The organism is Agromyces sp. Y558 (genome assembly GCF_059445415.1).
Window position 1 is genome coordinate 197,263 of sequence record NZ_JCAIUH010000004.1, and the last position, 15,570, is coordinate 212,832.

General features: G+C 69.7%; 14 protein-coding genes. 4 read left to right on the top strand and 10 right to left on the bottom strand.

Translation table 11 applies throughout. The features are described from left to right. Positions 1 to 6 precede the first annotated feature (6 nt). Positions 7 to 1,398 carry an MFS transporter gene (locus tag AC1C2T_RS18395; RefSeq protein WP_495386248.1) on the top strand — a complete coding sequence of 464 codons (1,392 nt, stop codon included), beginning with the start codon at positions 7 to 9 and terminating at the stop codon, positions 1,396 to 1,398. Then, positions 1,395 to 2,219 carry a carbohydrate deacetylase gene (locus AC1C2T_RS18400; protein ID WP_495386249.1) on the top strand — a complete coding sequence of 275 codons (825 nt, stop codon included), beginning with the start codon at positions 1,395 to 1,397 and terminating at the stop codon, positions 2,217 to 2,219. Before AC1C2T_RS18395 ends, AC1C2T_RS18400 begins: the two co-directional genes overlap by 4 nt. A gap of 4 nt (positions 2,220 to 2,223) precedes the next feature. Here the strand turns inward: AC1C2T_RS18400 and AC1C2T_RS18405 are convergent, their stop codons facing one another. After that, a complete protein-coding gene (locus AC1C2T_RS18405; protein ID WP_495386250.1) occupies positions 2,224 to 3,273 on the bottom strand; it encodes a glycerophosphodiester phosphodiesterase family protein in 1,050 nt (349 codons plus the stop codon). Positions 3,274 to 3,429: 156 nt separating this feature from the next. On the opposite strand from AC1C2T_RS18405, the gene AC1C2T_RS18410 reads away from it, so the two are divergent. Then, positions 3,430 to 4,239, top strand: coding sequence for a Bax inhibitor-1/YccA family protein (locus tag AC1C2T_RS18410; protein ID WP_495386251.1), 810 nt, complete (start codon positions 3,430 to 3,432; stop codon positions 4,237 to 4,239). 520 nt (positions 4,240 to 4,759) lie between these two features. Here the strand turns inward: AC1C2T_RS18410 and AC1C2T_RS18415 are convergent. Then, complete coding sequence (locus tag AC1C2T_RS18415; RefSeq protein ID WP_495386252.1) at positions 4,760 to 5,830, bottom strand: FAD-dependent monooxygenase; 1,071 nt, start codon at positions 5,828 to 5,830, stop codon at positions 4,760 to 4,762. 66 nt (positions 5,831 to 5,896) lie between these two features. Between AC1C2T_RS18415 and AC1C2T_RS18420 the strand changes: the two genes are divergently transcribed. Further along, the gene (locus AC1C2T_RS18420) at positions 5,897 to 6,433 is read left to right on the top strand and encodes a TetR/AcrR family transcriptional regulator (RefSeq protein WP_495386253.1); all 537 of its coding nucleotides are present in this window, start codon (positions 5,897 to 5,899) and stop codon (positions 6,431 to 6,433) included. Between the two features lie 8 nt (positions 6,434 to 6,441). Here AC1C2T_RS18420 and AC1C2T_RS18425 read toward each other — a convergent pair whose 3' ends face one another. The 8 genes from AC1C2T_RS18425 to AC1C2T_RS18460 all read right to left on the bottom strand — a co-directional run bounded on the left by AC1C2T_RS18425 (position 6,442) and on the right by AC1C2T_RS18460 (position 15,444). Further along, the gene (locus tag AC1C2T_RS18425; protein WP_495386254.1) at positions 6,442 to 6,891 is read right to left on the bottom strand and encodes an SRPBCC family protein; all 450 of its coding nucleotides are present in this window, start codon (positions 6,889 to 6,891) and stop codon (positions 6,442 to 6,444) included. Between the two features lie 52 nt (positions 6,892 to 6,943). Beyond that, positions 6,944 to 8,542 carry a glutamine-hydrolyzing GMP synthase gene (guaA, locus tag AC1C2T_RS18430; protein WP_495386255.1) on the bottom strand — a complete coding sequence of 533 codons (1,599 nt, stop codon included), beginning with the start codon at positions 8,540 to 8,542 and terminating at the stop codon, positions 6,944 to 6,946. Beyond that, the gene (locus AC1C2T_RS18435; RefSeq protein WP_495386256.1) at positions 8,539 to 9,045 is read right to left on the bottom strand and encodes a DUF3817 domain-containing protein; all 507 of its coding nucleotides are present in this window, start codon (positions 9,043 to 9,045) and stop codon (positions 8,539 to 8,541) included. Before AC1C2T_RS18435 ends, guaA begins: the two co-directional genes overlap by 4 nt. 9 nt (positions 9,046 to 9,054) lie before the next feature. Continuing rightward, positions 9,055 to 9,843 (bottom strand): SURF1 family protein, encoded by a 789-nt coding sequence (locus AC1C2T_RS18440; RefSeq protein ID WP_495362938.1) that lies wholly within the window; start codon positions 9,841 to 9,843, stop codon positions 9,055 to 9,057. A gap of 11 nt (positions 9,844 to 9,854) precedes the next feature. Continuing rightward, positions 9,855 to 10,370 carry a cation:proton antiporter regulatory subunit gene (locus tag AC1C2T_RS18445; protein ID WP_495362939.1) on the bottom strand — a complete coding sequence of 172 codons (516 nt, stop codon included), beginning with the start codon at positions 10,368 to 10,370 and terminating at the stop codon, positions 9,855 to 9,857. A gap of 118 nt (positions 10,371 to 10,488) precedes the next feature. Next, a complete protein-coding gene (locus AC1C2T_RS18450; RefSeq protein WP_495386257.1) occupies positions 10,489 to 12,234 on the bottom strand; it encodes a glycerol-3-phosphate dehydrogenase/oxidase in 1,746 nt (581 codons plus the stop codon). Between the two features lie 256 nt (positions 12,235 to 12,490). Beyond that, the gene (locus AC1C2T_RS18455) at positions 12,491 to 13,615 is read right to left on the bottom strand and encodes a GuaB3 family IMP dehydrogenase-related protein (protein WP_495386258.1); all 1,125 of its coding nucleotides are present in this window, start codon (positions 13,613 to 13,615) and stop codon (positions 12,491 to 12,493) included. 128 nt (positions 13,616 to 13,743) lie between these two features. Continuing rightward, the gene (locus tag AC1C2T_RS18460) at positions 13,744 to 15,444 is read right to left on the bottom strand and encodes an ABC-F family ATP-binding cassette domain-containing protein (protein ID WP_495362942.1); all 1,701 of its coding nucleotides are present in this window, start codon (positions 15,442 to 15,444) and stop codon (positions 13,744 to 13,746) included. Between the last annotated feature and the right edge of the window lie 126 nt (positions 15,445 to 15,570).

Here is a 15,570-nt window from a genome sequence, read left to right on the forward strand (position 1 = left end):
ACGATGATGACCGAACGCTCCGAGATGCCCCCTGCCCCCGCCACCCCGCCCTGGCGGTACGCCATCGGCATGTTCGGCACCTCGATCCCGATCAACATGATCAAGGGGTCGATGATCCTCTACTACGTCGACATCCTCGGCCTCGATGTGCGGGTGTATGCGGGCGTCATGATCGTGTACGCCGTGATCGACGCCGTCGACAACCCCGTGCTCGGCCACCTCTCCGACCGCACTCGCACCCGGTGGGGACGCCGCCGCCCGTGGCTCGTCATCGGCGCGCCGCTCCTCGCCGCGAGCATGATCGCGTTCTTCTCCGCCCCCGACTCGCTCGACGGCATCGGACTCGTGCTCTGGTTCGCGGTGTTCGCGATCCTCTGCGAGGCGTTCGACTCGATGCTGAACGCGAACTACGGGGCCCTGCTGCCCGAACTCTTCCCCCGCGAGCGCACCCGTTCGATGGCGAACTCGTTGCGGCAGGGCTTCCAGCTCGTCGCGCTCGTCGTCTCGCTCGCGGTGACGCCGCTGTTGACCACCTCGGTGTTCGGCACCGAGGAGACGACGGTCGGCTTCACGACGACGGCGATCATCTATGGCGCGATCGCCACGATCGTCATCCTCTTCATGGCGTTCAGCGCGAAGGAGAACCCTCGCTACGCCGAAGCCCAGCGCTCGCGCTTCTTCCCGACGCTCCTCACGATCATCCGCAACCCGAAGTTCTGGTCGATCGGTGTGGCTGGCGCCTGCTACGCGAGCGCCATGGCGCTCGTGCTCGCGGGACTCCAGCTGTTCGTGCGCTATTCCCTCGGTCTGCCCGTCGCGAACGCGCTCTACCTCCAGGCCACCGTGATCCTCTGCTCTGCGGGCGGCCTCGTGGTCTGGACGCGCGTGATCCGACGCAAGGGCGCTGCGTTCGCGTGGCGCCTCGCCTTCGTGATCCTCGCGCTCAGCTTCATTCCCCTCTTCTTCGCCGTCGACCTCGTCACGGCACTCCTCGCGGGCCTCGTCGTCGGCGCAGGCTACTCGGGCATGCTCGCCACGAACGATCTCATCGTGGCGCGAGTGCTCGACGACGATGCCCGTCGGCACGGCCAGCATCGCGAGGGCCTCTTCCTCTCGGCGTTCGGGTTCTTCGGTCGGCTCAACGGCATCATCACGGGCCTCGCACTCGCCTCGCTCGGCATCTTCTTCGGCTACAACTCGGGTGACGATCCGGGCACCCAGCCGGATGTCGCGTACCGCGTGTACCTCTGCGTCTACCCCTTCATCCTCTGCGTCATCGGGGCGATCCTCGCCCGCTTCATCCGGGTTCCCGAGGGGCTCTCCGAAGCCGAGGCCGACGGCGCCACGACCCTCGCGTCGGTGCGCGCCGCCGCAGCAGACGACGAGACGGCGCAATGACCCGACGACTCGTGCTCACCGCCGACGACCTGGGGCGCGAGCCTGAGAGCGCCGTCGAGATCGCACGCCTCGCCGCCGAGGGCGCCATCACGGCGACGACGGTCATCGTCGTCGCCCCCGGTGCGCAGGCGGCGGCGACCGCGGTCGCCGCCGCAGGGGTCGTCCCGCGCCTGCACGCGACGCTTTCGAGCGAGCGCGGCCTCGCCGGATGGCGGCCGATCGAAGCCGCCGCCTCACTCGTCTCGGGCGACGGCATGCTGCCGTTCGATCCCGCCGAGGTGGGCACCCGGGCCGACCCCCGCGAGGTCGCCGCCGAGCTCGGCGCACAACTCCAGCGGTTGCTCGACTGGGGCATCCGACCGCTCGCCCTCGACTCGCATGCCGGCACGCTCTACGGACTCACCGGACGCTCGTTCACGGGCGAGGCCCTCGAACTCGCGGCGCGCCACCGACTGGGATTCCGGCTCCCGCGCGACCCGACGCTCTACATCGGCGGCGCCCTTCCCGCCCAAACGGCGGCACGGCACGCCACGGCGGTGGCTGCCGCTGACGCACTCGGCGTGCCGATTCCCGCAGCGATCGCGACGAACCGCAGCTCGGCGGCGCAACTCGGCGGCTACGACGCACTCCTCGACGGCTATCTCCGCATCCTCTCCGCACTGCCCGAGGGCACGAGCGAGGTCTTCATGCACCCAGCGCCCGAGCACGCGGTCGCCGGCCCCGACGGCATCGTCCGCGCATGGGAGCTCGCACTGCTCCGCGACGATCGGTTCCGTGCGGCGATCGACGCGGAGGGCATCGAGCTCGTCGAGGCGTGGTGAACCGTCAGACCGTCGCAGCCCGACGTGCCTCGAGTCCGAGGTCGGGCTGGTCGACGAACACCCCGTCGACACCCATGCGCATGACCTCGACGAACTCGCCGAGCCAATCGCCGTAGGCCGCACGGGCGGTGCCGCGCCGGAACGGAGCCGACAGGAACCGGTTCTCGGGGCGCAAGGTCCAGGTGTAGATCTCGAGGCCCGCGGCGTGCGCCGCATCGACGAGGTCGGCCCCCGTGAGCGGCCGGCTCGAGGCATCCGCAGCCCGCTTCACGCGAGCCCCGCCGACGAGCCGCGCCTTGCCGACGCTCACCCCGTCGAATCTCCCGGTGAGTCCCAGCAGTCCCGCCTCGGTCACGAACGAGTCATAGCGGGGCGCAGCTCGGCCCTGCTCGAGCACGAGATCCCACGGCGCACCCGCGCCCTCGATGAGGAACACCCGCTTGCCCCGGATGCCGCGTGCCCCGAGCCGGTCGAGCAGAGTCGGCTCGAACGCCTCCATGATGAGCCGCTCATCGCCGCGGCCCCAGCCTGCCGTGCCGAGCTCGCCTGCGAAGAGCTCGTCGAGCGGGAGCCCCAGCGCATCGAAATGCGCGGCGTGCTTGAACTCGGCGACCATCCGCAGCAGCCGCCGCTGCTCCCCCGCGGCGACGTCGATGAGCTCGAAGAGCTCGCGCAGCCGGATGATCGGGAATCGCCCGTCGAAGCTCGCGCTCGCCTGACGGAGCGGGCCGAGGCGCTCCCGCGCACGCAGTGTGGCGAGTTCGGCCCACGTGAAGTCTTCAGTGAACCAGCCGGTGAGGGCCGTGCCGTCGATCTCGCGCGTGGTGCGCCGACCGGCGAATTCAGGGCGGCTCGCGACATCCGTGGTGCCCGAGATCTCGTTCTCGTGTCGCAGCACCAGCACGCCGTCGCGCGTCGCGACGATGTCGGGCTCGACCGCGTCGGCGCCGAGCGCGAACGCGAGTTCGTAGGCCGAGCGAGTGTGCTCTGGGCGGTAGCCCGGTGCGCCACGGTGACCGATCACGAGAGGGCGCGGAGTCTCGTCGGGCAGCATGCGATCCAGCGTAGTCAGGGCACGCGACGAAAACCGCGGGAATTCCGCGAGAACTCAAGGCGTTGTCACGGGTAACTCGGGTACGTTTGTTCCGACAACGGATGCCACGTGCAGCCGCGGCCCGAGCAAGACCACAGCCGAAAGCAGAGGAAACCCATGGCTCTCGACAACCCCGCCTTCGCGCGGAACTCCGCGTTCTCCGCCAAGGGAGGCGTGGCCGCGCCAGACATCTCGGCACAGCAGCTGCAAGAGATGTACAACCAGCCCGCCACCCCGCCCGCCGGCGAGACCATGGCGGTCGACACCACGATCCAGAAGGCGGCCGTCTCGTTCGGCCTGCTGCTCGTCGGTGCCGCGCTCGGCTGGGTCACGACCGAGGCCGTCCCGTTCCTCTGGATCGGCGCCGGCATCATCGGCTTCGTGCTCGCTCTCGTCAACATCTTCAAGAAGGAGCCGTCGCCGGCCCTCATCCTCGCTTACGCGGGCGTGCAGGGCGTCTTCGTCGGCGGCATCTCGTCGTGGTACGAGACGGCGTTCGGCGGCGGCATCGTCGCACAGGCCGTCATCGCAACCCTCGTCGTCGTCGGCGTGACGCTCGCGCTCTTCGCCTCGGGCAAGATCCGCGCGTCGAAGAAGGCGACGAAGATCTTCCTCATCGCGATGGTCGGCTACGCGGTGTTCTCGCTCGTGAACTTCGGGCTCATGATCTTCGGTGCGACCGACAGCCCCTTCGGCCTGCGTTCGGCTGAGTTCTTCGGCATCCCGATCGGACTGATCCTCGGCGTGCTCGTCGTCATCATGGCGGCGTACTCGCTCGTGCTCGACTTCGACTTCATCCAGCAGGGTGTGCGCAACCGCGCCCCGAAGAAGTACGAGTGGTCGGGTGTCTTCGGCATCATGGTCACGGTCATCTGGCTGTACCTCGAGATCCTGCGCATGCTCGCGATCGCCCAATCCGGCGACTGACGCGCAACCCGCACCAGCTCCATCGAACGGCCGCCCTCGGGCGGCCGTTCGTGTTTCCGGCGCTCGGCGCCGTGCCCGCTGCGCCCGCCGTGCCCGCCGCCCGACCGCGTCCGCCGTGCCCGCCGTGCCCGCCGCCCGACCGCGTCCGCCGTGCCCGCCGCCCGACCGCGTCCGCCGTGCCGCGCCTCGCTGCGCCCATCCGCGCGGCCAAGTGACGAGTTGCACGGTGATTCGCGCGGCACGCCGCTCGAACCCGGCGCGTCGCCCGAATCACCGTGCAACTCGTCACACACAACGACTCGTCACACACAACGCCGAACGGCGCCAGCCCGCCCGCACCGGCCAACGTCGACTTCGAGTTCTCGACGGCGCCCATGCCTCCATCCAGTCGCGGTCATCGCGTCTTCCGACGGCACCGGACGCAGGTCGATCGGGTGACCGTAGGTGCGGCCATCGCCCGGCACGTCGGCAACAGTCCCTGCACCGCACGAGTCGAGCGGACCGCAGCTCGCACTCGTGCTCAGCCGGCGATGCTCGCGTCCCGACGGCCCGGCGTGGTGCGACTCGTGGCCCGGCTGCCGGCGATCGCCAGCAGGCGGTCGCGCAGTGGTTGGGCGCGTTCGGCGAGCGCGAGATGCATGAGCGCTCCGGATGCCACACGCAGACGCTGCGACGATCGAACTCGAGCCCGGTCGTACGCATTCAGCGCCTCGTCGACCGGCAGCTCCCCGAGCAGCCGCCCGAGTGCGACGGCGTCGAGGAGCGACTCGCATGCGCCTCGACCGAGGTTCGGCGTCATGGCATGGGCCGCGTCTCCGACGAGCACGAGTCGTCCGCTCACGTAGGAACGCAGGCGCGGAACCGTCCAGACGCGCTGCGCAAGGGTGGCCTCGGGCGCGGCCGAGGCGAGCACGACGGCGAGGCTCGGGGCGAGCTCGTCGAAGCCCTGCCGAGCGAGCTCGAGCGCGGCGGCGACATCGATGCGGCGCGGCCCGAGGTCGGAGCGGAACGCGGCATACCAATTGGTACCCGACCGGTGCGGCCCGACGCCGTAGAGGCGACCGCGACCCCAGTACTCGCCCATCGCCTCGGTCGGCGCGGAGTGCGGCACGACGCCGCGTACCGCGAGGTACGGCGTCAGCGAGGCATCCGCTCGACTGCCCCAGCCCGAGCGCCGCACGACGCTGTGCACGCCGTCGGCCCCGACGACGAGCTCGTGGGCCGCCGCAACCACGCGGTCGATGCGCTCGGTGGTGCGAACGACGGATGCCGGGACGGCCGCGTCGAGCGCGGCGAGCAGGTCATGGCGGGCGACGAGCACTGCCACGGGCGTCGGCAGCTCCGTCCAGGTGCGTCCGGCGGAGCTGCGCAATGGGAACCGGTCGATGGAGGGGGTCGAGCGACGCAGCCCGTCGGCGATGCCGATCGACTCGAGCGCGTCGACGGCCTCGGGCCACATGGCGAGGCTGGTGCGGATGTCGGGCAGCTCGGTGCGTTGCTCGACAAGTGTGACGTCGAAGCGGTCGGGGTCGAGTACTGCCGCGAGGGCGAGCCCGGCGATTCCGCCGCCGACGATGCGTATGCGGGTCATGCGCGACACGCTACTACAAAAATAGTAGGCACACTACTTCTGTAGTTGATTCGATACACTCGCCCCATGGACCGCCGCACGCTCGTCGCCGACGCCGCCCTCGATGTCGTCGCCGCCGAGGGCATGAAAGGGCTCACGCACCGCGCTGTCGACGCGGCATCCGGTTCCCCTGCCGGCACCGCCTCGAACTATTACCGCACGCGTGCGGCGCTCGTGGCGGCCGCAGTCGAGCGCCTCGAGCAACGCGACCTCGAGCTCTGGTCCGCCGGCGCGCAGCTCCCGCCCCCGGTCGACCCCGACGCCCTCGCCGACCACCTCGCGGCCACCCTCGCCACGTTCGTCACCGAACAGGCGGACCTCACGCGTGCCCGTCTGGTGCTCGCGCTGTCGGAGCCCGAGGCCGTCGTCGCGGGACACGGCCGATTCGTGGACGTGGCGCGCGCCCTGGTCGACGCCGCGGGCGTCGACCGCGCCGAAGAGCGAGCGCGCTGGCTCGCGGACTACTCGGACGGCGTGCTCCTGCACCAGCTCACGACCCGGAAGGGCGAGCCGCTCGACGTCGAGTCGCACCGCCGCGCCATCCGTCGACTGCTGCTCGAGTGAGTTCGGCCTCAGTCGGCCGCGAGCCGTTCCAGCCGCCGGATGTCCGCCCGGATCGCACGCGCGAGCATCCACCGCAGGGGCAGGGCAAACCAGCGCTCCACGCCGTGCGGCCGGATGCGCACGTGGAACGTGAACACGCAGCGCAGCCCGTCGAGCGGCTCGACGGACCGCCCTCCCTCCGCATCGATGCCAGAGGTCGTCCGCCAGGTGAACGCCCGCCCGTGCTCCACGCTCGTCACGATGCCGCCATTGCGGTAGGCCGTGCCCGCGAATCGCATGAGCTCTCGCGTCGTGGTGCCGACCGCGACAACTCCCGAAGGGTCGGGGTCCATCGTCGCAACGCCGGCGCGCCAGAGCGGGTCGTTGCCGTAGTCGGCAACGACCGCCCAGACCTCGCTCGCGGGGCGGCCGACCTCACGCGAGATTCGAAGGGAGATCTGCCTCCCGGCCGTCGCCATCAGCGGTCGAGCGTTTCGAACGACGCACGGGCCGCATCGGACCGCCGCAGCGTCACTCCCACTCGATGGTGCCCGGCGGCTTCGACGTGACGTCGAGCACGACCCGGTTGACCTCCGCCACCTCGTTCGTGATGCGGTTCGAGATCTTCGCGAGCACGTCGTAGGGCAGCCGGGTCCAGTCGGCGGTCATCGCGTCTTCCGAAGACACCGGACGCAGCACGATGGGGTGACCGTAGGTACGTCCGTCGCCCTGCACGCCCACCGACCGCACGTCGGCGAGGAGCACCACGGGGCACTGCCAGATCTCCTGATCGAGACCGGCGGCGGTCAGCTCTTCACGGGCGATCGCATCCGCCTCGCGGAGCAGATCGAGACGCTCACCGGTAACCTCGCCCACGATGCGGATGCCGAGGCCTGGCCCCGGAAACGGCTGGCGGCTGACGATCGCCTCGGGCAGGCCCAGCTCGCGGCCGATCTGGCGCACCTCGTCTTTGAAGAGGGTGCGCAGCGGCTCGACGAGCTCGAACTGCAGGTCTTCGGGCAGGCCGCCGACGTTGTGGTGGCTCTTGATGTTCGCAGTGCCGGTGCCGCCGCCCGATTCGACCACATCAGGGTAGAGCGTGCCCTGCACGAGGAACCTGATCGGCTCACCGTCGGCCGCGGCCTCGGCGATCAGGTCGCGCTCAGCCTGCTCGAACGCGCGGATGAATTCCCGGCCGATGATCTTGCGCTTCTCTTCCGGGTCGCTGACACCGGCGAGCGCGTCGAGGAAGATGTCGGCCGCGTCGACCGTGACGAGGCGCACGCCGGTCGCGGCGACGTAGTCGTTCTGCACCTGCTCACGCTCGCCCTTACGCAGCAACCCGTGGTCGACGAACACCGCGGTGAGCTGGTCGCCGACGGCCTCCTGCACGAGCGCGGTGGAGACGGCCGAGTCGACACCGCCCGACAGCGCGGAGATCACGCGCGCGCTGCCGACCTGCTCGCGGATGCGCGCGACCTGCTCGGCGATGACGTTGCCCGAGTTCCAATCGGCCGGGATGCCGGCAGCACGGTGCAGGAAGTTCTCGATGATGCGCTGGCCGAACTCGGTGTGCTTCACCTCGGGGTGCCACTGCACGCCGTAAAACTTCTTCTCGTCGTTGGCGAAGGCGGCGACGGGCGTCGACGCAGTCGACGCGAGCACTTCGAACCCCTCGGGTGCACGCGAGACCGAGTCGCCGTGGCTCATCCACACGGTCTGGTCGGCAGGCTGGCCCTCGAGCAACGCGTTGCCCGAACCCGGCCCAGTGGGCTCAGTGGTCACCGTGGCGGCCGTCGCGCCGTACTCGCGGAGGCCCGTGTGCGCGACCTCGCCGCCGAGCTGCTTGGCCATCACCTGGAAGCCGTAGCAGATGCCGAGCGTCGGCACGCCGAGCTGCAGGATGCCCTCGTCGAGCGCGGGCGCGCCCTCTTCGTAGACCGATGACGGCCCGCCGGAGAGCACGATGCCGATCGGATTCCTCGCCGCGACCTCGGCCGCCGTGATCGTGTGCGGCACGATCTCGGAATAGACGGATGCCTCGCGCACCCGACGCGCGATGAGCTGCGCGTACTGCGCGCCGAAGTCGACGACGAGCACAGGCCGCTGCTCGGTGGGCTGATCGGTCACTGCTGGGCCTCCACGGGGTCGGAAGAGTCGGTGTCGGATGTCGCGGCTGCTGCGACCGCGTCGGCCTCGCGTGACTCGCGGGCGTCGAGGTAGTCACGCACCTCGCGGCCGATGCGCGCCTCGAGGAAGAACGAGAGGAACGGCACGATGCCGCCGAGCGCGATGATGATGAACCGGGTGAACGGCCAGCGCATGAGGCTCCAGAGCCGGAAGTCGCTGAAGAGGTATACGACGTAGAACCAGCCGTGGGCGATGAGGATGCCGGTCGAGAGGTTCACACCCGTGCCGGTCGACTCGAGTCCGGCCGCCGTCTCGATCACCGGGGTGAACGCGAGCACGCCCTGGTCGCCGAACGCGTAGAGCTCGAGGTGGAACGCGTACTTCATGATCATCTCGGCGCAGAGCAGCAGCAGCATCACGCCGGTGATGACCGAGGCCACTTGGTAGAACTTCAGCGCCCCGCGAATGCGCGGCAGATCGGCGGATTTCGGCTCGAGCGGCATGCGTTCAGTCTACGCGGCGTCGCTGGGCGTGCGATCGACGGATGCCGCGGCCTCCGCCGCCTCCTCGCGTTCACGCTCCACGGCGTCGCGCACGAGCCGGTACCAGAGGTAGATCGCGAAACCGGCGAAGACGACCCACTCGGCCGCGTAGAAGATGTTGAGCCAGTTCAGCTCAGCCGTCTGCTCCGGCGGCGGCGAGACGATGGCGTCGAGCCCAGCGGCCGGCTCCGACGCGGTGACGTAGCCGAAGTAGACTGGCCGGTCGTCGTAGTCAGCCCACACGTTGATGAACTGCGCGACGGCGACGGTCTGCATCGAGAACGGGTCGGCTTCGTCGTCGGGGGCGATCGGCGCCTCGCTCGGCAGGAACCTGCCGACGAGCGTGACCGGTTCGAGGGGGTCGATGTCGGCCTCGAACTGTTCGGCAGCATCACGAGCGGTCTGCTCATCGGCGGCCCAGCCGAGCGCGACGGGCAACCCGCCGGGCGTGCCATCCGTCACCTCGAGATGCACGACCGGCCAGAAGCCTGCGACGCCGTCGTTCAACCGCCCCTCGACGATCACCGTGTCGCCGGGCACGACGGTGCCCGTCACCTCGACGGTCTGGGCGGTCGCGGCCTGCTCCGTCGGCTGATCGGGCTCGGCGAGCTCGGCGAACGGCCGCACCTCTTCGGTGGGCCGCTCGACCACGACCGATTGCTCGACCGCGCGCTCGAGCTGCCACTGGCCGAGCAGCGCGAAGGCCGCGGCGATGCCGAGGGCGAGGAGCAGTGCGAGCACCCACCGTGGGCGCAGCATCATGTGGAGCATCAGGCGCTGGGGTCCTCGCCGCGCTCGAGTGGCGCCGCCCCGTGGCGGAACGCGCTGAATGCGGCGTCGACGCGCTCTTTCGGTCCAATGGCGACGAGGGTGTCGCCGATCTGGGTGACGAAGTCGTCGGACGGCGTCGGGTACGCGTGGTCGTCGCGCACGACCGCAGCGATCACGACCTCACCGGGTCGACTGAACTCGCCGAGCGGACGGCCGCGCACAGCGTCGTCGGCGTCGACGATGAACCAGTCCATGGGCACGCCCGGCAGATCGTCGAGTTCGGAGATCGACGTCACGATGCTCGTGCCGCCGAGGAGTTCGGCGACCGCGCGTGCCTCTTCGTCGCTCAGCCGCACCGTCGTGACCGGTTGGTCCTCGCCGCTTCCAGCCGCGCGCGTCATGAGATCGCTGGCGCCCGTTCGGTGCGCGACCACCGACAACTCGACGCCGTCATCGGTCGTGAACGAGTGGAGCACGCCGACTCCGGGGAGCGCCACCCGGCGGACGTCGATCATGGCGCGGTCACCTCCGGGTCGAGCGGGATCGTCCCCAGTCTATCGACGTCCACGGTCCTCGACGCCCAGGCGCCCAGGCGCGAGCGCCCGCTGAGCTCGCAGCTCAGTCCACGAGCGCTCAGTCCACCTTCACGATGTCGGGCGCTTCGAGCCGCACCCGATCGGCCGACTCGTCGTCGGGCTGCTCTTGCGAGGCGCGCTCCGCAGCGACCCGCTCGAGGTATCGCTCGACCTCGAGCGCCTGGCGCGCCGTGTCCCAGCCGAGCACCTCGCCCATGAGCCTCGCGGCGACGGGCGCCGCCGAGACTCCGCGATCCCATGCCTCGATCGAGATGCGGGTGCGCCGAGCGAGCACGTCGTCGAGGTGCAGGGCTCCCTCGTGCGAGGCCGCATAGACCACCTCGGCGCCGAGGTAGTCATCGGCCCCTGGCAGCGGTTCGCCGAGTGCGGCATCATCGCGGATCAGGTCGAGCAGCTCGTCGGTCATCGTGCCGTAGCGGTTGAGCAGGTGCTCGATGCGCACTTCGTGTACGCCGAACGCGCGGGCGATCTTGCCGCGCTTGTTCCACGCGGCCTGGTAGCCCTCGGCCCCGAGCAGGGGAATGTCTTGCGTCGTCGACTTCGGCACCTTGCCGTCGAGGGCGTCGACCGCGGCGTCGATCGCGTCTTTCGCCATGACCCGGTAGGTGGTCCACTTGCCGCCGGCGATGACGACGAGGCCGGGCACGGTGTGTGCGACGAGGTGCTCGCGCGAGAGCTTCGAAGTCTGGTCGCTCTCGCCGGCGAGCAGGGGCCGGAGCCCCGCGTAGACGCCCTCGACGTCTTCGCGGGTGAGTGGCACGGCGAGCACGGCATTCACGTGCTCGAGCAGGTAGTCGATGTCGGCCGCGGTCGCCGCCGGGTGCGCCTTGTCGAGGTTCCAGTCGGTGTCGGTCGTGCCGATGAGCCAGTGCCGCCCCCACGGAATGACGAACAGCACGCTCTTCTCGGTGCGGAAGATCATGCCCATCGCCGACTGGATGCGATCGCGCGGCACGACGAGGTGCACGCCCTTCGAGGCGCGCACCTTGAAGGTGCCGCGTTCGCCGACCATGCGCTGCGTGTCGTCGGTCCAGACGCCCGTGGCGTTCACGACCTGCTTCGCCCGCACCTCGAAGTGCTCGTCGGTCTCGAGGTCGTGCGCCTTCACGCCGACGACGCGCTCGCCGACCTTGATGAAGCCCTCGACCTTCACCCGGCTCGCGACGTGCGCGCCGTAGAACGAGGCGGTGCGCGCGAGGGATGCCACGTAGCGGGCGTCGTCGACCTGCGCGTCGTAGTACGTGAGTCCGCCGACGAGGGCGTCGTTCGCGAGCGATGGGATCGCCCGCATCACCTGCCGCTTCGAGAGGTGCCGATGGTGCGGCACTCCGGGCGGGCGTCCTCCGGTGTAGCTGAAGATGTCGTAGAGCATCATGCCCGCACCGACGTAGAACCGCTCGAAGATGCGGGTCTTCAGCGGATAGAGGAAGCGCACGGGCTTCACGAGGTGCGGCGCGATGCGCTGCAGCAGCAGGCCGCGTTCGATGAGCGCCTCGCGCACGAGGCGGAAGTCGAGCTGTTCGAGATAGCGGATGCCGCCGTGCACGAGCTTCGACGATCGGCTCGAGGTGCCCGACGCCCAGTCACGAGCCTCGAGCATGCCGGTCGAGAGTCCTCGCGTCACGGCGTCGAGCGCCGCTCCGGTGCCGACTATGCCGCCGCCCACCACGAGGATGTCGAGTTCTTTCTCCTTCAGCCGCGCGATCGCGGCCGCTCGCTCCTCTGGTCCGAGCTTGGTCGAACGCGTCACCGGCTTGATGCTCGCCGAATTCTGAGTCGCCATCGTGCCACTCCATCCCCACGGCCTCACGGCTGGGCCGCGCGATCCGATTCAACGCTACCCGAACCACCTGCGGAAAGAGCCCCTGCTGATTGAGCTCGTCGAAATCCGAACCAAGAGTCTGCCGATTGAGCTCGGAGTTCTGCTGATTGAGCTCGGAGTTCTGCTGATTGAGCTCGTCAAAATCCGAACCAAGAGTCTGCTGATTGAGCTCGTCGAAATCCGGACGCCAGGTTTCGACAGGCTCAACCCGCAGAAGCTACAACCCCTGATACGGCGCGACGACGACCTCGACGCGCTGGAACTCCTTCAGGTCGGAATACCCCGTGGTCGCCATCGAGCGGCGGAGCGCCCCGATGAGGTTCGTGACGCCGTCGGCCGACGGTGCCGGCCCGTAGAGCACCTCTTCGAGCGGGGCGACCTGGCCGACGTGCACGCGCTGGCCGCGCGGAAGCTTCGGGTGGTGCGCCTCGGCACCCCAGTGGTATCCACCCCCGGGGGCATCCGTCGCCCGCGCGAGCGCTGTTCCCAGCATGACCGCGTCGGCGCCGCACGCGATCGCCTTGACGATGTCGCCCGACTTTCCGACGCCGCCGTCGGCGATGACGTGCACGTAGCGGCCGCCCGACTCGTCGAGGTAGTCGCGGCGTGCGCCGGCGACATCCGCGACGGCCGTGGCCATCGGTGCGTGGATGCCGAGCGTCGCCCGGGTCGTCGACGCCGCTCCCCCGCCGAAACCGACGAGCACGCCCGCAGCTCCCGTGCGCATGAGGTGCAGGGCTGCCGTGTAGGTGGCTGCACCGCCGACGATCACGGGTACGTCGAGCTCGTAGATGAACTTCTTGAGGTTCAGCGGCTCTTGATTCTTCGAAACGTGCTCGGCCGACACCGTGGTGCCGCGAATGACGAACAGGTCGACGCCTGCGGCGGCCACGGTCTCGTAGAGCTCTTGCGTGCGCTGGGGCGAGAGCGCACCGGCGACGGTGACGCCCGCGGCGCGGATCTCGGCGAGACGTGCCGTGACGAGCTCAGGCTTGATCGGCTCGGAGTAGAGCTGCTGCATGCGCGCCGTGGCATTCTCGGGTGTGAGATTGCGGATCTCGGCCAGCACGGGCTCGGGTTCTTCGTAGCGGGTCCAGAGCCCCTCGAGGTCGAGCACGCCGAGACCGCCGAGCTGCCCCATCATGATCGCGGTCTGCGGCGAGACGACGGAGTCCATGGGCGCCGCGAGGAATGGGATGTCGAACTGGTAGGCGTCGATCGACCATCCCACCGAGACGTCTTCGGGGTCGCGAGTGCGCCGGCTCGGCACGATCGCGATGTCATCGAATGCGTAGACGCGCTGGCCCCGCTTGGAGCGGCCGATCTCGATCTCCTGAGTCACCACTCAACCCTACCGAACCGACTCCCGCTGAGCCGCGGGTCGAGGAGGAGCGCAGCTTGTCTCGAAACCCACGACGGGGTTTCGTGACGCTGCCTCCTTCGTCGGCTGCTCCTCAACCCACTGAACGCTCAGCGCGCTCGCGCGACGCGCGTCTCGTCCCACACCGGGGCATCCGACTCGTAGACCTCACCGTCGCCACCGAAGACGAGGAACCGGTCGAACCCGCGCGTGAACCAGCGATCGTGAGTAACGGCGAGCACCGTGCCGTCGAAGCGCGAGAGCCCCTCCTCGAGCGCCTCGGCCGAGACCAGGTCGAGGTTGTCGGTCGGCTCATCGAGCAGCAGCAGTGTCGCGCCCGAGAGCTCGAGCAGCAGGATCTGCAGCCGAGCCTGCTGACCGCCCGAAAGCGAGTCGAAGGTCTGCTGAGCGGATGCCACGAGCCCATACCGATCGAGGGCGGAACTCGCCGCCTCGCGTGCCATGCCGTCGCGGTTCGCATCACCGCGGTGCAGGATGTCGAGCAGGGAGCGACCGCGGTACTCGGGGTGCTCGTGGTTCTGCGCGAACCAGCCGGGCACGACCCTGGCGCCGAGCACCACCCGGCCGGTGTGCGGCACACGTGCGAGCGTCTCGCCGACGGTCGTGATGTGCCCGAGCGTGCGATCGGGCTCGGTGCCGCCGCCCGCGAGCAGGCGCAGGAAGTGCGACTTGCCCGAACCGTTCGAGCCGAGCACCGCGACCCGGTCGCCGTACCAGACCTCCAGGTCGAAGGGCTTCATCAGGCCCACGAGTTCGAGACGCTCGCCGACGACCGCGCGCTTGCCGGTGCGCGAACCCCGGAGTCGCATCGAGACGGCCTGCGCGGGCGGTCGCTCTTCAGGCGGCCCAGCCTCTTCGAACCTGCGCAGCCGGGTCATCGCGGCGTGGTACCGCGACGCCATGTCGGCGTTGTACTTCGCCTTGACCTTCAGCGTTGCGACGAGGGTCTTCAGTGCGGCGTGCTGCTCGTCCCAGCGGCGGCGGAGTTCGTCGAGCCGCTCGAAGCGTTCCTCTCGTGCGCGGTGGTAGCCCTCGAAGCTGCCGCCGTGCACCCATGCCGTGTTACCGGCCGCGCCGAGCTCGAGCGTCACGATGCGGTCGGCGGCACGAGCCAGCAGCTCTCGATCGTGCGAGACGAGCAGCACGGTCTTGGGAGTGGCCCGCAACTGCGATTCGAGCCAGCGCTTGCCCGGCACGTCGAGCGAGTTGTCGGGCTCGTCGAGCAGCAGCACCTGCTCGGGGCCCCGGAAGAGCGCCTCGAGCGCGAGCCGCTTCTGCTCGCCGCCCGAGAGTGTGGCGAGCTCGCGCCACTTCGCCCGCTCGAACGGGATGCCGAGTGCCGCGATCGTGCAGTGGTCCCACACGACCTCCTGCTCGTACCCGCCCGCTTCGGCGTACTCGGCGAGCGCGGTGGCGTACCGCATCTGCGCCGCGGTGTCGTCGCGTTCGATGAGGGCGTTCTCGGATGCCTCGAGCTCGATCGCCGCCGCTCGCACGCGGGTCGGCGCGACCGAGACGAGCAGGCCCGCGACCGTGGCGTCGGTGCCCTCCACTGTCTGCCCGGTGCCGACGAACTGGTCCATCACGCCGAGACCGCCATCGACCTGCACGCTGCCCTCGTCGGGGCGCAACTCGCCGCGGATGATGCGAAGCAGCGTCGACTTGCCCGCACCGTTCGCGCCGATGAGGGCGGTGGTCGCGGCATCCGTCACCCGGAAGGCGAGGTCGGCCAGCAGCGGCCGTCCGTCGGGCAGCGAGAAGGAGACGCCGTTGACGTCGATGAAACCCATGGGTATGTCCGTTCGGTACGCGGCTGGGCGAATTCACCCGGTGCCGCACCGCCCGACGGGCAGCCGACCAGACTAGCGGGTCGCACCCACCCTCTGCCACCCGCGGCCGTTCTGCGGCAAGCTGGA

What these genes read in the sequence shown, in the direction of transcription:
- AC1C2T_RS18395 (WP_495386248.1), top strand. Translation starts at nt 7, where the DNA reads ATGACCGAACGCTCCGAGATGCCCCCTGCCCCCGCCACCCCGCCCTGG.
- AC1C2T_RS18400 (WP_495386249.1), top strand. Translation starts at nt 1,395, where the DNA reads ATGACCCGACGACTCGTGCTCACCGCCGACGACCTGGGGCGCGAGCCT.
- AC1C2T_RS18405 (WP_495386250.1), bottom strand. Translation starts at nt 3,273, where the DNA reads ATGCTGCCCGACGAGACTCCGCGCCCTCTCGTGATCGGTCACCGTGGC.
- AC1C2T_RS18410 (WP_495386251.1), top strand. Translation starts at nt 3,430, where the DNA reads ATGGCTCTCGACAACCCCGCCTTCGCGCGGAACTCCGCGTTCTCCGCC.
- AC1C2T_RS18415 (WP_495386252.1), bottom strand. Translation starts at nt 5,830, where the DNA reads ATGACCCGCATACGCATCGTCGGCGGCGGAATCGCCGGGCTCGCCCTC.
- AC1C2T_RS18420 (WP_495386253.1), top strand. Translation starts at nt 5,897, where the DNA reads ATGGACCGCCGCACGCTCGTCGCCGACGCCGCCCTCGATGTCGTCGCC.
- AC1C2T_RS18425 (WP_495386254.1), bottom strand. Translation starts at nt 6,891, where the DNA reads ATGGCGACGGCCGGGAGGCAGATCTCCCTTCGAATCTCGCGTGAGGTC.
- AC1C2T_RS18435 (WP_495386256.1), bottom strand. Translation starts at nt 9,045, where the DNA reads ATGCCGCTCGAGCCGAAATCCGCCGATCTGCCGCGCATTCGCGGGGCG.
- AC1C2T_RS18440 (WP_495362938.1), bottom strand. Translation starts at nt 9,843, where the DNA reads ATGCTGCGCCCACGGTGGGTGCTCGCACTGCTCCTCGCCCTCGGCATC.
- AC1C2T_RS18445 (WP_495362939.1), bottom strand. Translation starts at nt 10,370, where the DNA reads ATGATCGACGTCCGCCGGGTGGCGCTCCCCGGAGTCGGCGTGCTCCAC.
- AC1C2T_RS18450 (WP_495386257.1), bottom strand. Translation starts at nt 12,234, where the DNA reads ATGGCGACTCAGAATTCGGCGAGCATCAAGCCGGTGACGCGTTCGACC.
- AC1C2T_RS18460 (WP_495362942.1), bottom strand. Translation starts at nt 15,444, where the DNA reads ATGGGTTTCATCGACGTCAACGGCGTCTCCTTCTCGCTGCCCGACGGA.